17 protein-coding genes and 1 tRNA gene are annotated in these 23,781 nt (G+C 50.6%); 7 read left to right on the plus strand and 11 right to left on the minus strand.

Annotation, left to right across the window (positions count from 1 at the left end; genetic code table 11):
- Positions 1-99: 99 nt before the first annotated feature.
- Both gghA and malA read right to left on the minus strand, forming a co-directional pair.
- Positions 100-2,562, minus strand: a complete 2,463-nt coding sequence (gene gghA / locus AArcSt2_RS16150) for a glucosylglycerol hydrolase (protein WP_250586201.1) — start codon at positions 2,560-2,562, stop codon at positions 100-102.
- A gap of 47 nt (positions 2,563-2,609) precedes the next feature.
- Complete coding sequence (gene malA, locus AArcSt2_RS16155) at positions 2,610-4,649, minus strand: alpha-amylase MalA (protein ID WP_250586203.1); 2,040 nt, start codon at positions 4,647-4,649, stop codon at positions 2,610-2,612.
- Positions 4,650-4,876: 227 nt separating this feature from the next.
- Between malA and AArcSt2_RS16160 the strand changes: the two genes are divergently transcribed.
- The 3 genes from AArcSt2_RS16160 to AArcSt2_RS16170 are packed head-to-tail and all read left to right on the plus strand — an operon-like array spanning position 4,877 to position 10,359.
- Positions 4,877-9,400: a DUF7997 domain-containing protein gene (locus AArcSt2_RS16160; RefSeq protein ID WP_250586205.1), complete on the plus strand. Its 4,524-nt coding sequence runs from the start codon at positions 4,877-4,879 to the stop codon at positions 9,398-9,400.
- Between the two features lie 49 nt (positions 9,401-9,449).
- Positions 9,450-9,929 carry an SRPBCC family protein gene (locus tag AArcSt2_RS16165; RefSeq protein WP_250586207.1) on the plus strand — a complete coding sequence of 160 codons (480 nt, stop codon included), beginning with the start codon at positions 9,450-9,452 and terminating at the stop codon, positions 9,927-9,929.
- A gap of 10 nt (positions 9,930-9,939) precedes the next feature.
- The gene (locus AArcSt2_RS16170) at positions 9,940-10,359 is read left to right on the plus strand and encodes a VOC family protein (protein WP_174653975.1); all 420 of its coding nucleotides are present in this window, start codon (positions 9,940-9,942) and stop codon (positions 10,357-10,359) included.
- A gap of 23 nt (positions 10,360-10,382) precedes the next feature.
- Here AArcSt2_RS16170 and AArcSt2_RS16175 read toward each other — a convergent pair whose 3' ends face one another.
- From AArcSt2_RS16175 to AArcSt2_RS16195, 5 genes are all read right to left on the minus strand, one after another.
- Positions 10,383-12,086, minus strand: a complete 1,704-nt coding sequence (locus tag AArcSt2_RS16175) for a sensor histidine kinase (RefSeq protein ID WP_250586210.1) — start codon at positions 12,084-12,086, stop codon at positions 10,383-10,385.
- Between the two features lie 45 nt (positions 12,087-12,131).
- Positions 12,132-13,040, minus strand: coding sequence for a DMT family transporter (locus AArcSt2_RS16180; RefSeq protein WP_250586212.1), 909 nt, complete (start codon positions 13,038-13,040; stop codon positions 12,132-12,134).
- 61 nt (positions 13,041-13,101) lie between these two features.
- A complete protein-coding gene (gene queC, locus AArcSt2_RS16185; RefSeq protein WP_174653978.1) occupies positions 13,102-13,833 on the minus strand; it encodes a 7-cyano-7-deazaguanine synthase QueC in 732 nt (243 codons plus the stop codon).
- 32 nt (positions 13,834-13,865) lie between these two features.
- Positions 13,866-14,663 carry a 7-carboxy-7-deazaguanine synthase QueE gene (locus tag AArcSt2_RS16190; protein WP_174653979.1) on the minus strand — a complete coding sequence of 266 codons (798 nt, stop codon included), beginning with the start codon at positions 14,661-14,663 and terminating at the stop codon, positions 13,866-13,868.
- Positions 14,664-14,666: 3 nt separating this feature from the next.
- Positions 14,667-15,122, minus strand: coding sequence for a 6-pyruvoyl trahydropterin synthase family protein (locus AArcSt2_RS16195; RefSeq protein ID WP_174653980.1), 456 nt, complete (start codon positions 15,120-15,122; stop codon positions 14,667-14,669).
- Positions 15,123-15,230: 108 nt separating this feature from the next.
- Here AArcSt2_RS16195 and AArcSt2_RS16200 point away from each other — a divergent pair, with 108 nt between their 5' ends.
- Positions 15,231-15,590, plus strand: a complete 360-nt coding sequence (locus tag AArcSt2_RS16200) for a 2Fe-2S iron-sulfur cluster-binding protein (RefSeq protein ID WP_250586214.1) — start codon at positions 15,231-15,233, stop codon at positions 15,588-15,590.
- A 134-nt stretch (positions 15,591-15,724) separates the two neighbouring features.
- Here AArcSt2_RS16200 and AArcSt2_RS16205 read toward each other — a convergent pair.
- Positions 15,725-15,798, minus strand: a tRNA-Tyr gene (locus tag AArcSt2_RS16205).
- A 100-nt stretch (positions 15,799-15,898) separates the two neighbouring features.
- Here AArcSt2_RS16205 and AArcSt2_RS16210 point away from each other — a divergent pair.
- Both AArcSt2_RS16210 and AArcSt2_RS16215 read left to right on the plus strand, forming a co-directional pair.
- On the plus strand, positions 15,899-16,675 hold the full coding sequence (locus AArcSt2_RS16210) for a hypothetical protein (RefSeq protein WP_250586216.1): 777 nt from the start codon (positions 15,899-15,901) through the stop codon (positions 16,673-16,675).
- 53 nt (positions 16,676-16,728) lie between these two features.
- On the plus strand, positions 16,729-17,793 hold the full coding sequence (locus AArcSt2_RS16215; protein ID WP_250586218.1) for a pyridoxal-phosphate-dependent aminotransferase family protein: 1,065 nt from the start codon (positions 16,729-16,731) through the stop codon (positions 17,791-17,793).
- A 52-nt stretch (positions 17,794-17,845) separates the two neighbouring features.
- Here the strand turns inward: AArcSt2_RS16215 and AArcSt2_RS16220 are convergent, their stop codons facing one another.
- The gene (locus tag AArcSt2_RS16220) at positions 17,846-19,720 is read right to left on the minus strand and encodes a DEAD/DEAH box helicase (RefSeq protein ID WP_250586220.1); all 1,875 of its coding nucleotides are present in this window, start codon (positions 19,718-19,720) and stop codon (positions 17,846-17,848) included.
- A 161-nt stretch (positions 19,721-19,881) separates the two neighbouring features.
- A complete protein-coding gene (locus AArcSt2_RS16225; RefSeq protein WP_250586222.1) occupies positions 19,882-20,520 on the minus strand; it encodes a hypothetical protein in 639 nt (212 codons plus the stop codon).
- Between the two features lie 1,022 nt (positions 20,521-21,542).
- Here AArcSt2_RS16225 and AArcSt2_RS16230 point away from each other — a divergent pair.
- Complete coding sequence (locus AArcSt2_RS16230; protein WP_174653985.1) at positions 21,543-22,739, plus strand: Cdc6/Cdc18 family protein; 1,197 nt, start codon at positions 21,543-21,545, stop codon at positions 22,737-22,739.
- A gap of 58 nt (positions 22,740-22,797) precedes the next feature.
- Here the strand turns inward: AArcSt2_RS16230 and AArcSt2_RS16235 are convergent, their stop codons facing one another.
- Positions 22,798-23,358: a TATA-box-binding protein gene (locus AArcSt2_RS16235; protein WP_174653986.1), complete on the minus strand. Its 561-nt coding sequence runs from the start codon at positions 23,356-23,358 to the stop codon at positions 22,798-22,800.
- Positions 23,359-23,781: the final 423 nt, after the last annotated feature.

The following is a 23,781-nucleotide window of genomic DNA, read 5'->3' on the forward strand; positions in this document are numbered from 1 at the left end:
TTCGATAGAATCCGGTATATATCTTAGGATCAGACAGGAATCAATAACAAATCAATAAAGAACGCATATATTATTGGTCGTTTGTTTCGTTGTTACCAGCTAAAGACTGCGTCTCCACACAATCGATTGGACGTTTCCAAGTGTGACGGAGTCGCGGTCTGCGCCGGTAGCAACGGCGGGTGCGGCGAGTGCTGGCTCCCAGCCATCGGTTGGGAGGTCAGCAATCTCGTCGGCCAAGATTTCCGGTGAGACCTCAATCGGTGGTCCCTCCATGTTTGCTGCAAAGAGTAGTTGTTCATCACCGTCTGGGGACTCTCGAAGCCCGTAGTAGAGGACGGTTCCGTTTGTTGGATGTCTGTAGCCGTACGCTTCGTTCCCTTCGTGATCGATATCCGATCGAAGCCATGGACGTTCGTGCCGGAACTCTCTGACCGCCAGGTCGAACGCAGTACGCTCGTCGTCCTGTTCATCTGCCCAGTGGCTGAGATTTGCGTAGTGATGAATATCTTCCATCCACGCATAAGCGAACGTCTCCAGATCATCAGCAGTAATCTCCTTGCCAAATGGCGTCTCAAGGGTTGAAAGAACGGTTGCGATCGCATCGAGATCGTAGTCCGTCAGATCAACTGCCGAAAGCAGCGCTCGGATGAACATCCGAAGGTCGTCTTTCTCAGTAAAGCCGAGCGATTTGAGTCCGCCAAAGAAGCGATCGTCGCCGTACACGTCATCTGGAATCTGCCAATCAACGAGGTATGCCTCCTCTGCTACAACCTTGACGTTCCATGCCGGATCCGTATCGCGGATGAATCCCCACGGCGATCGCATATTTGCACCGACAAAGTCCATCGGAACGCCCGGCATGAAACAGTAGAATAGCATCGTTGCCGCAGGGCTGTTGTACGCCTCATTGAGGGTTTCCGGCAGTGTCTCTGCAAGGTGTGGATTCTCTTGTGGGGCATTCCATGCGTCACCAACTTCGGTCTGTGTTCCACGACGGATGGTGTCATGGTTTGCGACGCCGGTAATCCACTGGCTTCCAAACTCTGCGACCTCTTTGACGCGCCACCATTTTGTTGCCCAGAATGTAAGCAGTGCAGGCGTGTTGTGCGCAAACGTTACGGGCGACCACTGGAACGCGTGTGGGTGCTGTTCGATAAGGGTTCGATACGTCGACGCAAGCTCCCAATCCTCCTGCGGCCATGGCCGGCCATCCTCGTAGATCATCCACGGACGATACTCCGTTCCAGCGACTTCCTGAGTAATCGCATCCATTTTCGCGAGATACGCATCATCGTGGATCATTTCCTCGCGCTCCGGATCCCAGTAACGGAAGTCCTGTGCACCATCAACCCGGATCCCATCCGCTCCGAGGTCCATCTTTCGGCGCTGGAGTTCAAGCAGGATTGCTCGAACGGTTGGCTCTGTATAGTCGAGGTGTTTGCCATACATTCCGGGGCCCTCAAAGAAGTGCTCCGAAAGGAGTGGAATGGAACCGTTATCGGCGTGCCCAAGCGCAATATCAAAGACAACCTTGATCGGCTCCGGAAGGTTGTGACAGGCGGCAATGAAGTCAACTAACTCGTCCGGTCGGTTGCTCTCTAGGATTGCCGGGTTCGTCGCAGAGAAGGCGGAGACAACAATGTCGTATCCCCAGTTTATCATCTCCGGGTTACCAATTTTGACCTCGATCGACTGTGCATCGGTCGATCGGTCAAGCTGCTGTGGCGTCCAGTAGTCATGAAGGTCGGGATTCTGTGTAATCGGCTCAGTTGGCATTAGCTGAATCGCATCGTAGCCGACAAAATTCCGCTCTGCTGGGGTCAGCGCCTCGCCAGTCTGGAGTTTCTCACCGATCGTCTCATATTTTCTTGCAAGCCCGCCAAGACTCCCCGCTTCAGTTGCGGTTCCAGGGTGGATTTCAAGCATACTCACCGCAGGGTCAACCCGTGGAAGTCCGTCATCTTCACTGGTAGCGACGCGTTCAGCGTCTGTACCGATCGATGCAAAGTAGTCGCGATCGGCACGGTTGGCCTGCAGGTGCTGCATGTCATAGATTTCGGACGGTGCATAGACGCCAAACGGAACCGAATCCGCGAGCGGGTCCGGGATGACGCCCCACTCCTCATCTCCGAGGTCGCTCTCTCGTGCGAGGGCTTCGCCGGGTGTTGGGCGTTTGTAGACCAGTTGGTAGAGCGTCCCAAGCTGTTGCCGTGTACCAGCAGACACATTATCTACGACGGCCCATGTGTAGTCCTCGTGCTGACGAACTGGAACCTGGTGGCGATCGAACGCAGCCGTCTCGTCCGTTGTCAGGTCAACTGAGCCCGTTGGTGTGTACAGTTCGAGATAGACGTCCGCTTCAGGTACGTCAGCCTCCGTTAGCTCCGGCGTCCAGAACCCGATCGTCACGGTTCCATCAACATTGACGTGCGAGCCAAGACGCGTGGAAAGTGTTTCAGCTGCATCGAACTCGCTGGTAGCTGTTTCAGTAACGTCCGTGTGCCATGCAATTAGTTCTGCAGTTTGATCGCTGCAAAGCGTTGGTGAAGTGTTTTGTGTCATCGAATAACTCTGTGAAATGATCGCTATGTCAGTACGTGTCGGTGCCGTTAGTTCAGTTTGAAAACAGCGGCATCCTCAACGAGGAGGCCGTTTTCGGATGCACGATTCTCACCGGAAACGAGGTCTGTTGCATCAACCGTGACGTCGACACCGACCTCTACGTCTCCTTCCGCAAAGTTGAGACAGACAAGCAGCGACTCATCTCCTGTGTGCCGGACAAACGCAACTGCATCGTTCGGATGTGCGTTATCAGCGGCTGTCACAGTGTAGTCAATCCGATTGAGATCACCGGTAGATCCAAGCGAGTCGTATTCGTCGTGAAGTGCGATGAGATCATCATAGTGCGATCGAATTTCATCGCGTGCATGGTTCCATGCAAGCGCATCACGACGACCACGCTGACCGAGTTCCTGACCGCCGTAAAGCATTGGAATACCAGGAAGCGTAAAGAGGGCACCAGCCGCAGCCAAGCCGGCATCGTCGCCACATTCAACGATGTACCGTGTCTCGTCATGGTTCTCTAGGTAGAGCATAAATGCAGCGTGGTCCGGGAACCCACTTTCCGCTCGGCCATCAATCGCATCTAAGAGGGCCTCTGCAGGCTCGTTTCCACGGCCGATCTGTCGGAGTGTGAAGTAGAGCGTTGTATCAAAGTGAACATCGAACATTCCTTCGTGGAAGTCTTCGATATACGGAATCGTCTCATCTAAAAGCAAAAACTCTCTGTCCTTTGCTTTGATCCGATCGCGGATCTCTTTCCAGAACGAATCAGGAACTGCCCATGCCATATCACAGCGGAACCCATCTGCGACTTCGGCCCACTCGTCAACAGCCGCAAGGAGATGCTGTCGGACTTCAAGGTTTGTGTAATCAAAATTAGCAATAAGCTCCCAATCAAAGTAGGTTCCTGGCTCGCCGTTGTCCTGCCATTCGTACCAGTCGTAATACGGTGATTCAGGATTCTGGTATGCGGACTCGAAATATGGGTGATCACGGGCAGAGTGGTTAAGAACGAGATCAAACAGGACTGCCATGCCGCGCTCGTGTGCTGCATCAACAAATGACTCGTATGCCTCACGCGTTCCAAGATCATCCGCAATCGAAAAGAAGTCCGTGATGTTGTACCCATGAGGCTTTCCGTCGTGTTGGAGTACCGGTGTCAACCACAGCGTATCAACACCAAGCTCTTCGAGGTACGGAAGTCTGTCTTCAAGCGCCTCGAAGGTATTAGTTGCATCTTCGTCATCGGATGCAAAGCCGCGGACGTAGATTTCGTAGAGGGTTGCATCTGTTGCCCACTCTGGTGGATCGTTGAGTCGGACAATGTCGATCGAATCCGGTGATGGAATCGCTCCAGCGTGTCCGGTTACGTCACTTTCTGTATTGACCACATACTCATCGGTACGCTCAATTGAGACCGCATCAGCAACACTGTAGCTGTCACCAATTGCAACTGCGTGGACTCTGAGCTGTTCAGTGCGTTCGAAGACAGAGAGTGGGACTTCGACGGTTCGATCGGTGATCGTAACCGCACTTTTTGAGATGCCATCTCGGTCGTCAAGCACGAACTCAACCGAAAGATCGCCAGCCGATCGCGACGAGTTCGGGTGTGGTGATGGTGTTGCGTGGATCGTTACAGTCTCTGTCTCTTCGTTGACAGTGCCATCAAGTCTGATACGTGGGCGACCTGTTGGAAGATTTTGTTGTTCGCCGAGTGCGCCGGAGCCAGAACCGCTAATTCCGCCACTTTGCCCACCAGAGCGTGGGCGAGCAGAACCGCTGAAGCCGCTGTAGCCGCTGTATCCACTGCGACCCGTTGCGCCGCCAAGACTTGTTGGCCGCTTGTCACTCGAGAAGACACGTATGGTGAGGTTGTGTGTGCCATCTGGTGCATCGAGAGCGAGAGTGTATTGCCCTGCGGCGTCAGGAACAAAAGAAATAATCGCATCGCTTCCGAGTTCGACAGTACTTGCGATCGGCGCATCAACAATAGACCACGCGTATGCTACGTCTGGATCAGGATTGCGTGGTGCTAATTCAACTGTGTCGCCAACAGCGACAAATCGTGGTGGACCTGGATGGTGCATAGTTCTAGAATAGAATACGGTCACTTTTGTTTTATGTATTGGGGAAGTATTGTTCACTACTGTAGTAAATAACTCCTGTTTATATACACGACAACTGCGTAATATTGTACCTAATCACTAGACTGGGTGCTGGTTAGCCAGATGTTGCTCCTAATTGGAAGTTTCTGCTGCGGTGGTTCCTGCGAAAAGGCGGCAATACTTATCAGTCGATATCTATAGATGTGGATATGCGACTTCGGACAGCAATTAACGAATACAAAGCCCGCCGCGGATCGGTCTATCCGGAAGAGTGTGCAACAACAGATGGTGCATTCTCTGCCCATGGTGATCGGCTCGTACATATCACTCCAAGCGGGCACCTTCGAGATTATTCTTCTTCCCTTTCTGGGCTTTATGGGTTGGATCGCTCCCGGTTAGGTATTGAAACTGACAGCGGGACCCGTTGGTTTGACGAGTTCCAAACCGTACGACAGCACTACTATCGTGAGACCAATTTGGTTGAGACAGAGTACGATGCAGGTGAGTTTACCGTTCACCAGTATGATCTCACGCTCGGTCGCGCACACGCAACACACGTCGAACTCCGTGGCTCAATTCCGGTGAATGCGGAGTTGACTGCATTTTTGACCTTTGCACCAGAAGGCACAGAGAGTCAAGTTGGCCGACTTATTCATAATGAAGGTGGGCCTGATGGGTCGAAAGCGGTCGAAATTTTTCACCGAACAGAACACGATTACGTAACTGCATCAACCGGAATCTCGACAGTCGGTGGCCAGATTCCAGAGCGGTTTGATGAGATTATGTCGGACGAGCATTTTGAGTTCCCGCGAGACGCGGTGCTTGAAAAATATGAAGATACACACCTTAGCGGCGACGTTGTGGTGAGTGCCCCACTTGAACGATCGGGGCGCGCCGTACAGACAACCCTCGTCACACAGCTCTCAGATCATACGGAAGTCGATCGAGAAACGGCACTTGCAGATCTCAGACAGTGTGCGATCGATCACCAAACCGCAGATGAGATTCGGCAATCAGCACGCGATCGAGCAGATATCCGAATCCCTGAAAGTGCACCAAATGCGACAATTGTTCGACAGGATCTCCGATCATTGTCGCTCCTTACTGCACCGACCGGCGTACATATTGCCGGGCCGGAGTTTGACCCATTCTACGCACACTCAGGCGGTTACGGCTACACATGGTTCCGCGACGAATCCGAAACGGGGCGGTATCTACTCACCTCCAATGAGCTGCTAGGACTAGACATTGCAGACGAACTCATTGCGACTGCACAGTTCCTTTGTGAGACACAGTCAGCAGACGGGAGCTGGTCGCACAGAGCATGGGCAATTGATGGCTCTATTGCTCCGGGATGGGCGCATGGACGGCTCGAAGGAAACAAGCCTGATGAGTATCAAGCCGATCAAACCGCAAGTGCAATTACATTCCTTACGGACGTGCTTACAGCCCACGAAGCGGATATTAGCGAGACAACAACAGACGAAATTGTACGAACGATCGAAGCCGGTGTTGAGTCGCTTGATGAAACAATCGCTGACAATGGGTTACCACAGCGGTGTCAGAATCTCTGGGAAAACATGTCCGGACAGTTTACTCATACTGCTGCGACATACCTCACCGCCTACGCAACCATTGCGGACGCATCCGTTCCGGTATCGCTTCAAGCCCACGCTGAGTCGAAAGCGGAGGATGTGTTTGAGGCGATCGACCAACTATGGTCCGCTGAGAGAGAGGCATATGGCCTTCGGTTAGATTATGGCTCACTTGACAATCGGCTTGACTCGGCTGGATTTGCGCTCGTAGACGCATTCCGAGCCTACGATACAATTTCGGAGATTGATGAGAAGTCCATTAAGAAGCTTTGTTCGCACGTGAAGACGCTCTCAGAGGAACTCTATCGCGATCCAAACGGCCCTGTGGAAGGGCTGATTCGGTTTGAAGGCGACGGATGGCGAAAAAGTGGACAGAGCGAATCAAAAGTGTGGTCCGTATCGACCGGATGGGGTGCTACCGCGAACGCCCTGCTGGGTGCATTTTTGGATGCCCGCGGTGATGATGCAGATGCGGTATTCGATCGGGCAGGTGAGCTCTATATGTTGCTACTATCTGAAGGGCCGCTCACAACGAATGCGGGATATCTGGCAGAACAGGTGTTCGATGACGGACGACATGACAGCGCAACACCGCTTGGCTGGTCACATGCACTCCGACTCCACACAACTGCAGTGCTGCGGGAGTATGATGCACTCCCAACAAGTGCAGAGACGCCGTCCGGGCCGGGCGATCAACCACACTGGACAACTGGCGAAAAATACGGTGTTGGGACAGTCGCAGATCATGGTGCAGAGGAGCCATCAAAAGTCTGGTTTACACTAACCGAAGGTGCACTGACAGAGCTTCGATTCCCACGGATCGACCTAATGAACATCCGAACGGTTGACTTTCTGATTGTCGATGCGGATGAAGATTCAGACTATACCGCTCGTACATACAATGAAACACGCCGAGATGACGAGAACGAAACCGTTACTCGTCGCGTGGAACCAGTCGAAACTGATGCACTCTCGTTCCGCCATATCATCGAAGAGAAAGGTGATGGACGGGGACACGAATGGAAACTCGTTGTTGAGTACGCGGTTGATCCAAATCATGATGCACTCCTTGCTGATGTACAGTTTACTGCTGGCAACGGCTCCGAATATGAGCTGTATGCGATCGCAGATACGTCGTTGACAAATACTGGCACTGCCGATCGGGGGCTCACACTTGGAAAAGCAGGTGGGTTCCATGTTGCCGCGCGTGATTCAAGTGCTTATGATGCGGACGCAAGTTCGCTGCTAGTTGATGAGAACGGCGAGCCATACAGCGTTGCTGTTGCAATGACAACGCCAAACCGATTTGATTGGGCGACCGTTGGTGTTGCAGGCAGCGAGCATCTCACCCAGCTATTCTCGGACGGAGTGCAACCAGCCGCACAGAACCGCGCTGATAATGCGAATGTGGTCTTGGTTGGTCGGTTTGGGGTTGGAGATATTGATGAAACGCTTGCAATTGGCTTTGGAGAGAACGCAGATACCGCAGCAGCACTCGGTGAGGCAGAGGGTGCGATCGCCAGATCGTTTGAAACCGTTCGAGCGGACTATATCAACACCTGGCGGACGTGGCTCGATGATAAACCACTTCCAGACAGTGTTGCAGGTGATGCCGTACTGGAGCCACAGTACCTGAGCTGTCTGATGGCACTTCGAGCAGTTGAAGATAAAACGTTCCTCGGGGCAGGGATTGCATCGCCGTCAGTCCCGTGGGGAGAAGTTGTTGACGCCGAAGAAGAACGAGGGTATGGATACAACTTCGTTTGGTCGCGTGATCTATATCAGGTGTTTACTGTCTTTGAGGCGATCGGTGATATCAAGACTGCACAGGATGCGCTTGAGTACATCTACAACTACCAACAAGACAAAGAAGGGTTCATTCCTCAGAATACCTACGTAAACGGAACTACCCGTTGGGGTGGTGAACAGATGGATAACATCTCGTTCCCACAGGTGATGGCATATCAACTTCGAGAGCGTGGGGTAACATTTGATGATGCCTCCTACGATTTCAGCAATATCAAAGCATCCGCAGATTACGTTGCTCGGAATGGTCCACCAACAGCCCAAGAGCGTTGGGAAGAAGAAGCCGGCTACTCTCCATCATCGATTGCTGCAGAGGTTGCAGGTCTTGTCTGTGCGGCTGACCTTGCGATCGAGGAATCGAAACTTGCAGATGCGCTGATCTGGCTTGGGTTGGCAGATGAGTGGACCGATCGGGTTGAAGAGTGGTGTGCAACCGAAACCGGAACAGAACTGCACACAAACACGCCATACTATGTCCGCGTAACTCGGGATGGCAACCCGGAGGCAGGTCATCTTCGGACACTTGCGAATGCTGGCCCAACGCTTGACGAGCGAGAGATCATTGATGGTGGGTTCCTTGAGCTAACTCGGCTCGGAATTAAGTCGTGGGACGATCAGATCATTCAAAACTCGTTAGCTGAGGTTGATAAGACGATTCGTGTCGATACACCAGTTGGCCCTGCATTCTATCGCTACAACGGCGACGGGTACGGTGAGCGTGCTGTTGGAGACGAAGGTGCACCATGGTCCGTTGAAACAAAAGGCAAAGGTCGCCTGTGGCCGATATTCTCGGGTGAACGTGGCGAATATGAGCTACTCGCAGGAACGGCTGATGGTGACCTTGCACCGGAGAATCTCTTAGAGACGATGGCAGGCTTTGCAAATAGCGGTCGAATGCTTGCCGAACAGGTTTGGGACCGTGGTCACAGTACCGATTACAACTGGGAGTTTGGTGAAGGGACTGGCTCTGCAACGCCGCTCGCTTGGAGTATGGCACAGTTCATTCGGTTGGCCCACGGCGTCGCTGCGGGCACGCCGGTTGAGATGCCACGCGTTGTTTCCGATCGGTACATAAACAAAGCGCGGCCAGAAGGTCCATCACTTCGGGTTGAAAGCCGAATCATCGACAACCGGCTCCAAATTACTGGCGAAACAGACGGAGACGTTATTGGCGTAAAAGCAAATGACGACACGACGATCGAAACCGACTGTGATGGGACGTTTGAGCTGTTTGTTCCGATCAGTCACGGCGATACAACAGTCACGGTTGCTGCAGCGACAAGTAAAAAGCTGCGAGATGCGGGCATCTCTGTTGAACGCTTTACGATCTAAGACTCGCTGAGCAGACGGCCTTTTGCGTCTTGCGTTCCAATACACCAGTATGCCGACGTATTCACGGCGAACGCGGATTGCCGCTCCACTATCTACTGTGTGGGATTTTCATTCGACAATTGACGGTCTGCGAACACTGACACCTGAGTGGATGCACCTTGATATTGTGAGCGTTCATGGACCGGATGGAGAACTGGATCCAAACATATTGGAGACCGGCTCACAGATCGAGATGTCAATGCAGCCGTTCGGCGTTGGGCCACGACAGTCGTGGATCTCACGAATTACCGAACGAGAGCGCAAAGATGGATATGCGATGTTTCGTGACGACATGCTTGGTGGCCCATTTGCGCTTTGGGTTCATACCCACGAGTTCTATGGGGATGGTGATGAGACGATACTGGTTGATACTGTCGAGTATGAACTCCCATTCGGTCCTGTTGGGCGGCTTGGAAACCCATTCTCAAAAGTTGGGTTTGAGGGAATGTTCCGCGATCGCCACACAAAGACCAAAGCAGTCTTAGAATAACAGGATGTGTATGAACGACGAAACACCAGTGATTGATGTGGTCGATTTAGACCATGTTGCAATCCGTGTTCAAGACCTCGACGCTGCATTGACATTCTATGTGGACGTACTTGGAATGGAAACACGAGATCGCGATCGGTTCGAGAATGGTGACGTCCCGTTTGTATCCCTTGTTGCAGGTGGTCGACACATCCATGTTGTCCCGACAGATGAGTCAATTAACGTCGAAAATGAGCATATCTGTTATCTGCTTCGATCGAAGCATGTCGATTCAAAAGCAGAGTTAGTGGCTATTTTGGATCAGATTGCAGACGCAGGGTACGACGTACTTCAAGACGAGCCGAAGAAGCGGTTCGGAGCATATGGCCGTGGGTGGGCTGGATATGTCCGTGACCCAGATGGTCGGATCGTAGAATTAAAACTCCACTAGGCGGAGATCGTTATCTGGCACACTCAGTGCTCAGTCGTAATCATAAATTTCGCGCCGCCTTCTTCGCTTTCAGTAACTGTGATTTCCCATCCATGGGCTTGCACAATCGTTTGGACGATCGATAGCCCTAGTCCAGTTCCATCGTCACTGGTGTATCCGTGTTCAAAGACAGTATCACGAGCGGATTGTGGGATACCAGGACCGTTATCTGCGACAAAAAACCCATCTGGAGTCCCTGAGACAGTGATTTTCGTCTTAGGCCCTGCATGTTCCGCCGCATTCCGAAAGAGATTTTCAAGCACTTCCGTCAACCGAGTCTCATCAGCAACGATTGTTCCCAGGTTATTTGTCGTATACGTCATCGATGCGGTGTCAACATTATCCCATGCATTCTCTACAACCATTTTAAGTGAAGTTGGTGAAACAGTGCCGATCGCTTTGCCTTCTTGAGCGAGAGTAAGTAGGTCGTCTAAGAGATTATGCATCCGATCAGCAGCTCTAATTGCGGGTTCGAGTTGGGCTGTATTTTCAGTTTCATACGCGAGTTCGGTGTACCCTTTGACGATGTTGAGTGGGTTTTGCAGGTCATGACTAATTACGGATGCGAACCGCTCGAGACGCTCATTCTGTTTACTAAGACGCTGTTGGTGGCGGTGCTGTTGTTCTGTATATGCGATAAGTTCCCCAACAGTCCGTAGCCGTTCAACTGTTGTCTCTGACCAGTGTTTGTTGCTGACTGACTCAACCGTAAGTACGCCAACGAGTTCCCAGTCAACAACCATTGGAATGGCAAGGAGCGACTGAACACCTCGGGCTTCCAAAAATCGCTCAACAGTGTCTGTCTCTCTGGTGTGATCATCCTCCTGCAGTTCACTGCCAGCTGAAACCTGTGTGAGTGGATCAGAATGGGTATTGGTCCTGATTGGACGCTTCGTTTTTATTAGCTGGGTGTCGGATCCATGTATACGTGGACCCGTTTTATTTGTTGTCGGTGGTAGAGGCAATCGTATCGTATTAAATGAACTCTGAAGTGCTTCTCCATGTGGAAGGTCTTCTATTGCTAACCGGGCGGTATCAGTATCGGTGACAGTGAGTTGGTCTGTACTCCACTGGTGTGTTTGGGTGAGCATTTCTATGTCTGCGCCCCACCGATATACTGTGCAGCGATCGACTCCAATCGCGGTCCCAACGGATTCAAGCGACCATTTGATTTTTGTATCAACCTCATCCGCGGCCGCACTCATCAACGATCGCGATACATCAAGCACAACATCTTCAATAGAGGCACCAGCGCTGGATTCAATTGAGCCAATCGCAGTGAGAAGCCCCACAACTCCCTCTCTGCGATATTGCTCGGGTGGAAGTTGGTTGGAGTCACATGACGGTCCCGATTCAACCGAGTTGATGTGGTAAACAACTTCTGTAACACCAAGCTGGTATGCGGTATGAACTACCGAACCAACAACAGGTGGTGTATAGTATATTGTTGGAATCTGTGAAATTACGGATTCAACACTGAAAAGCGTCTCAAGCGGGGGGCTCGAACCGCTCTCATTTGAACCGTCTATTATAAAACAGTCGACCCCGGCCTGGAGTTGTGTGTGCACATCTGATCGCGTTGTTGCGGTCATCACCTTCCAGTGACTGTTTATATTGTCACCCAAAATATTGGAGCCGTCGTCGCTCGTGTATAAGAGAATATGAAAATTGCGGCCCCGAGTATCCATGTGTGGTAGAACAGGCCAGAGTGCATTAGTTTTGTCTTCTCGATATTATGAGCCATCCGAAACAGCCTGTGATCGTTCTTGTGCAGTGATTGTAATCCCAATAAGCACAACTACCGCACCAAGGATGGTAGCAATGCTTGGTATCTCTGCGAACAAGAAGAGTGCAATCGTCGTTGCACCGATCGGTTCACCTAACAGTGAAACACTCACCACGCTTGATTCGAGATAGCCAAGCGCCCAATTAAGTACTGTATGTCCTATCAACCCAGGGCCAATTGCCAGCCCAGCGAAGATTGCCCACTCACGGGCTGGATAGTTGAGTAAGTCGTGGCCTTGTCCAACAGAGATTGCAAGAAGCACTGTCGCACACACAATATAAACAATGGTCACATATGGGATTAGCGCAATTCGTTGTCTGAGCGATCGACCAGCTAAAACGTAGACGGCCGCCATTACCGCACCAAATAGTGCAAGCGAGTTTCCAAGCAGCGGGTTCTCACCAACGAGCACCGCTCCAGAAATAAGATCACCAAGCGACATGACGACCATCCCACCGACAGCGATCAGAATACCAACTACCATGTTGCGCGTGAGTAGCTCTGAAAGCAAGAGGTATGCACCGATCGCAACAAAAATCGGCTGTGCTTGCACGATCGTCGTACTTGCAGCAACGCTTGTCCACGAGAGGCTTTCAAACCAAGCCGCAAAGTGGAGTGCTAACGCAATACCTGAAATAATCGCAAACAAAAAGTCGCGAAGAGAAACCTGTGCGAAGTCCGATCGATACCGAAGAACCGCGATCGGAAGCAACGGAAGCGTTGTAAATAGTACCCGGTAGAACGCCGCAACGGCACTTGGCGCAGTGCTAAGACGGACTAAAATGGCACCAGTGCTCACCGCAACGATCGCAACAAACAATGCAGCGATCGGAGGGACAACAGGGTCGTCGTTCACGCTCTACTGAGGTGTGTGCTGTCTCATAGTCGTTATGAATCCGGAAGCAAACCCGACTGCGTTACTCGGTATATGATGGCCGTTCGGCGTAGTCGATTGGATCTCGAATACCAATGGCTTGGAATGCTTGGAGACGGAAAGCACATGAATCACATGTACCACAAGCTGGCGCGGAGTCACGATAACAACTCCAGGTAAGTTCGAACGGAACTGAAAGCTCCGACCCACGGGCTGCAATATCTGTTTTTGAAGCATCGACAAATGGAACCTCGATTGATATTTTTGTCTCCGGTTTTGTTCCGACGTCAACCATTGCTTCAAATGCGTCAAAAAATGCAGGTCGGCAGTCCGGATAGCCTGCAAAATCCTCGCTGTGTGCACCAACAAACACTGCCTCGCAGCTATTGGCTTCCGCATAGGAAACAGCCATTGAAAGCAGATTTGCATTGCGAAATGGGACATATGTATCAGGGATTTCTTCGCTTTCTAAGTTCGCGTCACCAACAGCCATCGACGTGTCAGTCAGTGCTGAGCCACCAATCTGTTGGAGATGATCCGTTTCAATATGAAGGAACTCTGCAGCATCCATCTCCGCTGCAAGTGCGTTTGCACAGTCGTACTCAACTGCTTCTGTCCGTTGCCCATACGACGTATGTAAAAAGTAGAGTTCATAGCCGCGGTCTGCGGCCTCATACGCTGTGGTTGCGCTGTCCATGCCACCAGAGACAAGCACAACTGCTCGTTTTTGCGGTTCCGATGATTGATCCGAAGTAGATGAAATATTGTCTGTCATTTGAATTGTGATTGCTGTATGTTGAAGTCTGATTACGTTTCGGGAGCGTCATTCCACAGATCGACATGGATTCGTGGCGTGTATCGATACCCATGTTCCAGTGCGAGCTCTGCGACGGTTCGCCGTGTCTCCGAAAGTGCTGCTCGTGTTTGTCCTTCCGGCATAAGCAACACATCAGTGCTTTCGATCGGTGTCTCAGTCTGTCGCTGTAGTGTCGATACCAGTTCGGTGATCTCCGGTACATCAGATTCGCCAGTCACAACGAATTTGAGCTGTGTGTTATACCGATCGAACAGTGTTGCAAGTGCATTGCTGTCGATTCTGTCTGCTTCGTGTTTGTCAGCCCATGAACCAAGTGCTGCATCTCCGCCAGCAGGTGGGCGGTCGGCAGTTGGTGTTGAACTCGCAAGCTTTGGGCTCACGCTTGCGAGATCGATCGGTGTCTCCGCAGGGGGAACGATCGTCCCGTTTGTTTCGACCGTAATATGATATCCACGCGCAGAGAGCTGTTGGATGAGCTCAATAGATTGTTCGTGGATGAGTGGTTCACCACCAGTGAGGACCACATGCGTTGCGTCAAAGTCGGTCACTTGATCAATAATCTCGTCGATCGATAGCCAGGCATGTGTTGGTTCCCATGAGGTGTGGTACGAGTCACAGAACCAACACCGGAGGTTACAGCCACTCGTTCGGATAAATACGCTTGGAACCCCAGTGAGTGTCCCCTCTCCCTGAAGTGACTCAAAAAGTTCATTAATTGGAAGTGCATCTGTTGCGGCCTCTGGTGGCCGTTCTGTCTCCGATACATCAATCTCGCTTGTAACAGGCATTCGTTAGATCGCACCTCCACACAGTTCGGACGTTTCGCGAACAACAACAGAAACATCAGTTACCGTCTCCGAGAGCCCCTCAAGTAGGCGGTTCTCTAGCACAACAGACATCACTTCGGCTGTCGGTGGTGCATCAAAAATAACGAGTGCGTCGCCATCACCCGACTGTTTGAATGCGTCAATCAACGGGTCGCCGCGCTGAACGAGAAACATATGATCCCACTCGTCAATAACGTCGGTGACATCACCTTTGTCGACAACCCATCCCTCTTTGGTGAGTTTACCAGTGACGCGTACCGTAATCTCATAATTATGTCCATGAGGTCGGCTACATTTACCGTCATGGTGTAGTAGCCGATGGCCTGAGCTGATTCGGATTGGCCGATCGCGCCCAATCTCAATGACCCGCTCACCGGCTTCCTCAATAACGGTAGATTCTGCAGATACTCCCTGAAGCATATCATAGGATTATCGAGATAGTATTTTACTGTGTCGGGAGCTGGACGGATTGATAGTCGGAAGCATTGAGGTACATGGCAGTTGTACCAGTGAGTATGGTGGAAACTAATGGAGGGTCAGGACAGCCGTAAGACAAGAGATGACGTTGTAACGGTTACTGTGCACCATACTGGTGAGCCCATTTTAATCGAGACCACAACAGGCCGATCACTTCGATCGGTGCTGCTCGAGGCAGATCTCTCACCATATACATCGCTGACTGCGTATGCAAACTGTGGTGGGCGTGGGATCTGTGCAACGTGTGGCGTACGTGTACGAGACACTACAGAACCAACACACTGGCACGATCGGCTAGCCGATCGATTCGGCTACCCCCGCCTCTCATGTCAGATTGCGGTGATGGAAGATATGACGATCGAACTTGTTGAAGAAAAACGAGTGTGGGGCCGAAGGGAGCCAAAATCATAGCGATCGACTCGTCCCTGCTCCCCTCGAATTGAAGCGCGCAAGACTCACTTTGTTCGTCTTGTTGCCCCTGCTCGCACCGCTCACAGGAGCGGGAGACAAGTCAATCTCTCCGTGTATTTCTGATCACGCAAAAGTCCGCTCTCCCCGAATTGAACGGGGGACAAGCCGATCTACAGTCGGCTGCTCTACCAGGCTGAGCTAAGAGCGGTCATTACAATGTAGCCGCTCGTGGAGACTTAAGAATTCTCATTCAGTATGGCGATCAAGAACGCACAGACATTTTTGGACTCACTGATAAGAGAGAATATATGGGCGATGATCGGCAATCCAGACAAGCGACATTTGGACACGATGGCTCAGTCGAAGCTGAAACACCTCCTGATGCGGTTGGGACAAATGATTTTGGCGAGCAGAAAGCATCGAACGAGACTGATGGAGGCTACAGCCGTTACGCGGTTTCAAGTCTGCTACAGAAGGCAGTCCGTCGATCGGATGAAGAGGTTGCTGCCTGGGCTGCATGGGAGCTTGCCCGATCGGGCTATGCGTGGAACCTGTGGGATAGACTTACTCTCTACATTGTGGAAGATCTACAGGCTGGCGATACGGTTGCGTTGACGATCGAGCGCTACGAAACGCTTGCAACGGAGCGATGGGAACCTGATTCCTGGAAAGGCCGCCTCTGTGCAATCCATGCGGCACTGGCTGCAGCACGCGCACAATCTACCCGTGAGGCGGCGAATGCAGATGCGTACTTTTCGACCGTTGCAGAAGAGCGGGCTGCTGCCTTCGAGCGTGGAGAGTCACCTCACGTTACATTCCCTGCGGGCGACCTGGAAGTTGGTGGTACATACGATCTTATTTTTGACGGACATACAGGTGAAGGCTCGAAGCTAGGTCGAGACACGCGGTTTTTCAAGCTTCACGGCGCCCGTGTTGGCCCCGAAGGTGAATCCGAGCTGAGCGCAAACTGGCAGCGGCTCAGTATGGTCCTTGATTCAATCGACTACACGGAAACAGAAATTAACCATGCGATATCACCGGTTGATCCGGATGCAAAGTGGGATGAGCCGGATTTTGAGGCGTGATTGGTAGTAATCGAATCGGTACTCCCTAATTCACCGGTATCGAAGAGGAGAGTATGCTGTTTACACCAGGGCCAACTGCAGTTCCCCCCGAAGTTCGTGATATAATGGCGCAGCCACAGCCAAATCCAGATCTTGACCCCACATTCGGAGAGACGTATGCACAGCTCACTGCAGATTTGCAGACTGTCTATAATACGGATCATGACATCGTTGTTCTTGGGGGAGAGGGAATTCTGGGATTAGAGGCTGCAGTTGCATCGATCGTCGAGCCGGGCGATCGAGTGCTGTGTATCTCCAATGGACGTTATGGAGATGGATTCGCTGATTTTGTCACCGCATATGGTGGAGAGCCGACCCTGATTTCTGCACCGTACGATTCGGGATATGATCTAGATGCGATCGAAAACGCAGTGGCTGCAGCAGCAGCTGATGGTGCACCGTTTACCGCCGCAACCATGGTACACTGTGAAACTCCTACTGGAACGCTTAATGATCTCACTCCGGTATTGGAGTTGCTCAAAGAGCACACGATACTGAGTATTGTTGATGCAGTCTCATCTGTCGGTGGTACCCCGGTACCAACCGATCGTATTGACATCTGTCTTGGTGGCTCACAGAAGTGTTTCAGTGCGCCTCCGGGGTTGACAACGGCAGCCATCAGTGATCACGCGTGGGAACAGATGGAGAAGCGTAACCCAACATCCTTGTACACGAACTTTTTGCCATGGAAGGACGTGTCGGAGGGATTCCCGTACACACATCTCGATGTACTTGTCTCTGCACTCGCTGTTGCTGTCGATCGAATCGTGACTGAAGGGGTTGAGAATGTATATGATCGACACACCGAGGCAGCCGATCGGTGTCGAGAGCGTGGCTCCGAGCTGAGACTCCCACTATACCCTGACACAGAGCGGTCGTCGCCAACTGTGACGGCGTTTTATCTCCCCGGAAACGCAACTTCGATTCAAAAGGAGGTTGCCGAATCGGAAGAGATTGTACTTGCAACGGGGTTGGGTGAACTTGAGGACGACATTCTTCGAATTGGTCATATGGGGTACAACGCAGACGTTTCGAAGGTTGATCAGGTGATGGATGCAATTGCCAATATTATCGAGTGATCAAAGACTGGCTCATACTATCGAGTGATAGAATACTGACTCTTCAATTACACTATTCGCTGATGTTTGCTTCTCGAATCTTAATCCCTTTGCCAGCGAGATGTCGGAGTTGTCGCTGTGCGAAATCTTCCTCACGGGTTCCGCGGGTTGCTAATACGTAAACGATCGAACTTCCGGCCGGGCGCATTGTTCGCCCAGCCCGTTGTGTTCCCTGCCTCCGCGAACCGCCAAGTCCTGATGCGACGATCGCTAACTCGGCATTCGGGAGATCAAGTCCTTCGTCTGCAATTCGAGAGACAACCAGCGTTTTCGTCTCACCGGTTTTGAATTCCGACAGTAGCCGTTGTCGTTCATAATGTGGTGTTTCGCCGCTGAGGAACGGAATCGACAGCGCGTCTGCGATTGCCTTTCCTTGATCAAGATACTCCACAAAAATGAGGGCCTTCGAGCTGTTATTTCGGGCAAGCAGATACCGTACTTCGTCAATCTTTGCAGGGTTCATCGATGCAAGTTGATATCGCTGGCGGCCATCAGCACTCGAATATTCATTTCGTTTGATTTCATCACGCCACGGAACATACCGAATCTCGATTTCCGGCTCAGCTACAAACCCAGCTTCCATGAGTGCGGCCCAGTCGGTGCCGATCGGCGGCCCGATGAGCGTGAAAATTTCAGCCTCTTTTTCATCTTCTCTAACCGGGGATGCAGACAGCCCAAGTCGATGGACAGCCTGCAGATCAGCACTCCGTCTGAAAATATTACTTGGAATGTGTTGGCATTCGTCGTAGATAATTAACCCCCACTTTCGGGAGTCAAACAGGTGACGATGCCGATCCATTCCCGCAGTCTGGTAGGTCGCAATTGTTATCGGTGAGATGTCTTTCTCCCCACCATGGTATTCGCCGACATTCCGTGGGTCAACTGTGGTATGTGTACAAATTTCATCTCGCCACTGGGTGGCTAACTCTCGGCTTGGGACCAAAATGAGCGTCTCACCAGCAATTGCGGTGAGGGTTCCAAGTGCTGCGATCGTTTTACCACTCCCCGGAGGGCCAACGTAGATACCTGCTTTTTGTGTGAGAAACATGTCCATCCATGCCTGTTGATAGTCACGAAGCGTCGCGGTAAGTTCGATTTCGATCGGCGCTCCGGTCTCCAGTTTTCGATTATCTACAACCGGGTATCCTGCCTCATACAGTGTTCGTTTGAGAGTGCCAATAGCTTCATCACGAACCCAACTTTCCGTATCTGAGATGGGTGCATGGAGCTGTTCGTCGGAGAGTTTCTGTCGAGCAACGTTACCCATGAGGTTCTCGGTTGCAGCCTCAAGAACGACATACCCATCTGGATGGGTTTTGAGTGTGAATTGATGTGCCCGCTCCCACTGGTCGGTAATCCACTCTTCAAGATGTGGTGACTGTCTGGGAAGCACTGATCGAACCGATCGAAGAAGCGACTCGGTATCATCGAATGGGGCTGCCCAGACGTCTTCCGGGCGAATTCGGTACAGATATCCGCGGGTGCCGGGATCAGTTCCAGTTGAATCAACGAGATGTGCGAACTGTGACAGCTGTGCGCGTGTATACTGTGTTGGCTGATCAACAACGATCTCTCGTCTGGTTGGGAAAAGCACAATTCGTTCGCGCTTTGCAACTGCATTGAGATCGGATGGATACCATACCACAGGATCCGCTGAAACATCGAACGTATTGAGTTTCTTGTCAGTGGTGTACACATCAAGGATCGTTTCAGCCTCGTGTTGTGAACAGTTGAGCTGTCGACCAAGTTCGCTTGCAGTAATAATCGGACGCCCCAGATCTTCCATTGTTTCGTAGATTGCTTCGATTGGGACAGATTGGTCTGGGTAGTCTGATTGGCTCGATTGAGCCTCTCGATCGACAGTCTCTGATCGATCCTCAGCAGTCATTAGTCTAAATATACAGGTAAATGCTGTTACCCCTTGCGGGTCACACATACACGTATACACGTGCAGCAAGCAGACCGGTAGCCACAAAACAACCGCAAATATTCAACGGCAACGACAACGACATCAAAAATAATCAGCAGACAAATAGTGAGCAGACACCGCTATCGAGGACAGTACGAGCTACACAGTTCCTCTTTCGATCGAAACTTGCTGGCACAATCAACGCAGCGTACATCTGCTTCTCCTGGACCGGTGATAATCCGATGGCCGCCGACACGGAACGGATGCGTGACAATTCGTGGTCTGATCTGCTCTGGAATCTGCGTCTCACGGTTTGTACTGAGATCTGTCCGGAGCTGGATCGTTTCAAGATCGTTCTCGGTCCACCGATCAGATGCTCTAGCAGTCTCTTCACACGCGAGTTGTGTCCACCCAGTCACAACAACGGGAGAGCGGGTCTCCGTATCAGTGACGACGACGATGTATTCGACACCGGCTTCAGTCAGTGCGAACCGCCATCCATCTTGAGTGTTCCACCGGAGTTGACCATATTCGATCGCCTCAGCTACGCGCTCAAGAGTTATGTATCTCCCCTGTTGTCTGAGCCGATCGTGAAAATGGTCTGTTTGGGCGTACAGTGCAGGATCTCGGATTGGTGGGTCCTGTGGTGTGCGACGCCGTGCTGGCGACTGTGGTTCAACGGTCGATCGCTGAACCGTTGCCGCGTACGCTTCGGGCTCGGGAAGGGAGTCGATCCCGAGCATCTCGTCGACACTTGGACCGCCCTGTCGGGATGCCACTACCTGCATATACGTGTGTATCAATATAAGCTTTCAGCACGTTTTGCTAGTTTAGTTACGTTATTCAAAGGCGTTCAGGTACAGAATCTGTTAGTTATGGATCTGTAGGCCTGCACACGTACGAATCTGTGAATCTGTGAATCTACGAATTTCCGAATTTGTGTTGAGGTTTTAGGACTACATTGAGTTACGCATGAGTTAGTTTTAATTCGTGGATCATTGGCACTTAACACACCATATTTCCGGTGAAAATAGCCGATAGTATTGTACAATAAAATGTGGTGTAAGATTGGAATAATAGTGGAGATTTTGACGTTCAGCTATCAGAGACACCTCATTTCCGATGAATTACAGTAACTTAGTCGAGTGTGTTTGAGAGACACACCATATTTCCGGTGAAAGCCCACTAAATGCGGTATGGAAGATAGAAATTGTGGGCGAGTTAGAGTGATACCAGATAATATCGTGGTGATTCATCCTCGCTTTGCTGACTGGCTTAATTCCTTCATCTGATTACCTCACTAGATTCACATTGAGTTATTAATAAACTCTAACGTCTGCACTGACACATCATGTAACCATGTAACGGCTGCACTGACACACCATGTTTCCGGTGAAATACATGAAGACGGTAGTACCGGTGCTGTATTTTTGGACCATATTTTATCATCGCTATTTTGATTTAATACAATGAGATAGAAGTATTTATTTATTAGTTGTGTGAAACGGCCACTAAACAGATAGCAAAAAATAATACATAAGTATAGCAAATAGTCCAGCAGAAATTTTGTGGATATTGCTTCTTGATTAGCACGCGAACTGTCACGTGTATACGGTTAGGATTATTCTTGACACAACTAAATAATACGCTTAGCTATCTTCCTCTCTGTTCAGAGGTTTGCTCAATACCCCATCCGTTTCAACTCCAACCCACTTTCGATCGTGTTTCACCGGAAACGTGGTGTGTGTGTCAAAATTCTCAAACAGAAATACATTTCACCGGAAACACGGTGTGATTCTATATGCCAGAAGCCACTGACGATCTTTTTACTCGTGAAGATCCAATCTTCGCAAACAAAGAACTTCTCGAGATTAGCCATCTCCCCGGCGAGGGACGCATTGTTGGCCGCGATAACGAAATTTCAGATCTCGCAACAGCTGTTAACCCTGCGATATTTGGCCAAAGCCCGAGCAACGTCCTTATTTATGGAAAAACTGGAACTGGTAAGTCTCTTTGTGCGAAGTATGTTTCTCAACGACTTGTTGATACTGCTGGTGAAGAAGGGGTAACTGCAACATTTGCTTACGTAGACTGTGCCCAGGATACTACTGAGACACAGGCAGTCCAAACGATTGCAGACAGTGTTAACGACTCTGAAATAACAGGCATAAAAGTCCCGGACAAGGGTCTAAGTACATCAACGTATTATAAACGGCTCTGGCGTATCCTCGATCAACGTTTCAATGTCGTTTTGATAATCCTTGACGAAATTGACAAACTGGATGATGATGATATTCTTATGCAACTCTCACGCGCGGGCGAGGCTGGCAAAATAACTGACTGTAAATTGGGTGTTATTGGAATCAGCAACAAAATCCAGTACAAAGATCGAATGGATGAGCGCGTTAAATCCAGCCTTTGTGAGCGTGAGTTCGTTTTTCCCCCATATGATGCGAATCAACTTCGGGATATTATGGATGCACGTAGCGATGCATTCCGTGATGGAGTCTTAGACTCCTCAACGATCCCACGAGCAGCTGCGCTTGCTGCTCGTGAACATGGTGATGCACGAAAAGCGATCGACATTCTTCGATACGCAGGTGAGATTGCACAGTCGAACGGTTCTCCAACTGTTAAAGAAGTGTTCGTTACCCAGGCTCGTGAACGAGCCGAGACTGATCGGTTCCGCGAGCTTATCCGAGGGTCAACTCCTCATTCGCGATATGTCCTCCAAGCCTTAGCGTTGCTCTCGCTCTCAAACAGTCATAAAGATGGCTTTCGTACGAGCCGCGTCTACGAAATTTATGAGAGTATCTGTCGTCAAGAGGGATCAGATAGCCTTTCTCTCCGGCGTGTCCGAGACTTACTTAAAGAACACGCATTTCTTGATATCATTGAGCAGTCCAAACACAGTGGTGGAAGTGCAGAGGGGAGCTACACAAAACACCAATTGCTTGAAGACCCTGGCGTAGTTAAGGAAGTACTCACTGAAAATTAAACAAAACCTATTGAGACTGTGTTGGAGGGCCCCCAGTGTAAGAAATGCGTTCAGATACTTATCCAAGCAGTCCGAGTCCGTCGATCTCTTCTACGATTTTTTCAACTGCAGTCGTCGCGTCCTCAGTTTGTTTTCCGCCAGTAATGACAATCTTTCCGGACCCGAACAACAGAATAACTACTTTTGGTGCATCCATTCTGTACACTAACCCAGGGAACTGCTCGGGTTCATATTCCACATCTTCCAGACCAAGGCCGATCGCGAGTGCATTGAGATTAAGATTATGGCCGAGATCGGCGCTTGAAACAATATTTTGTACCGTAATGTCGGGATTATCCTCAACAGGAATACTCAGCCCACGAAGTTTCTCAAAAATAATTCCAAGTGCATCGTGAACATCCCCAATACTCTTTGCTCCAGTGCACACAATCTTTCCAGATCGGAAAATGAGCGCTGCAGCTTTTGGTTCTTGGGTTCGGTAGACCAGCCCAGGGAAGTTATCGGGATTAAAATCTGCTCCTGGAAGGTCTTCTGCAAGAGCCTCAAGATCAAGTTCTTGACCGATTCCGGTCGATGCAACCACATTTTGAATTTCGATGGAATCTGCCGGCGTTGTCATCGTTCGTTATATACTGCACACCCCATCCTTATAAACCACTGCCTTATAAATTGATTTTGACGCTTTCTGATCTTGTTGGTTTTTCTGCTAGACTTTATTCGCACATGCGAAAAAGCACCAAGAGTAGGTAGCGCTTTGCAGATCTACTGTTGATTTTAGTTTGATGTGTGTCCACTTATCATGGAATATTTTGTACGTTGTTTTCTCATACCATTCTAATTCCACATGTTTTTTCGACAATTGTCCGAAATCAACGGTGTTAAATATATCCCTCTCATCGGAACTAATGCGAAGATCCGCAGGACGCAACCTGCGTCTCAGATCGTGTAAAACGCTCGATCTGGAAATGAATTCGACGCCCTTAAGCGTAACAGGGCATTCGGATAATATGCGAAAAACACAACGCGATCGTTCGAACGTTCA

Origin of the sequence: Natronocalculus amylovorans (assembly GCF_023638035.1) — an archaeon.
GTDB classification, from domain to species: Archaea; Halobacteriota; Halobacteria; order Halobacteriales; family Haloferacaceae; genus Natronocalculus; species Natronocalculus amylovorans.

Coding starts and splice junctions, on each gene's coding strand:
- gghA (WP_250586201.1), bottom strand. CDS start 2,562: ATGACACAAAACACTTCACCAACGCTTTGCAGCGATCAAACTGCAGAA.
- malA (WP_250586203.1), bottom strand. CDS start 4,649: ATGCACCATCCAGGTCCACCACGATTTGTCGCTGTTGGCGACACAGTT.
- AArcSt2_RS16160 (WP_250586205.1), top strand. CDS start 4,877: ATGCGACTTCGGACAGCAATTAACGAATACAAAGCCCGCCGCGGATCG.
- AArcSt2_RS16165 (WP_250586207.1), top strand. CDS start 9,450: ATGCCGACGTATTCACGGCGAACGCGGATTGCCGCTCCACTATCTACT.
- AArcSt2_RS16170 (WP_174653975.1), top strand. CDS start 9,940: ATGAACGACGAAACACCAGTGATTGATGTGGTCGATTTAGACCATGTT.
- AArcSt2_RS16175 (WP_250586210.1), bottom strand. CDS start 12,086: ATGGATACTCGGGGCCGCAATTTTCATATTCTCTTATACACGAGCGAC.
- queC (WP_174653978.1), bottom strand. CDS start 13,833: ATGACAGACAATATTTCATCTACTTCGGATCAATCATCGGAACCGCAA.
- AArcSt2_RS16190 (WP_174653979.1), bottom strand. CDS start 14,663: ATGCCTGTTACAAGCGAGATTGATGTATCGGAGACAGAACGGCCACCA.
- AArcSt2_RS16195 (WP_174653980.1), bottom strand. CDS start 15,122: ATGCTTCAGGGAGTATCTGCAGAATCTACCGTTATTGAGGAAGCCGGT.
- AArcSt2_RS16200 (WP_250586214.1), top strand. CDS start 15,231: ATGGAGGGTCAGGACAGCCGTAAGACAAGAGATGACGTTGTAACGGTT.
- AArcSt2_RS16210 (WP_250586216.1), top strand. CDS start 15,899: ATGGGCGATGATCGGCAATCCAGACAAGCGACATTTGGACACGATGGC.
- AArcSt2_RS16215 (WP_250586218.1), top strand. CDS start 16,729: ATGCTGTTTACACCAGGGCCAACTGCAGTTCCCCCCGAAGTTCGTGAT.
- AArcSt2_RS16220 (WP_250586220.1), bottom strand. CDS start 19,720: ATGACTGCTGAGGATCGATCAGAGACTGTCGATCGAGAGGCTCAATCG.
- AArcSt2_RS16230 (WP_174653985.1), top strand. CDS start 21,543: ATGCCAGAAGCCACTGACGATCTTTTTACTCGTGAAGATCCAATCTTC.
- AArcSt2_RS16235 (WP_174653986.1), bottom strand. CDS start 23,358: ATGACAACGCCGGCAGATTCCATCGAAATTCAAAATGTGGTTGCATCG.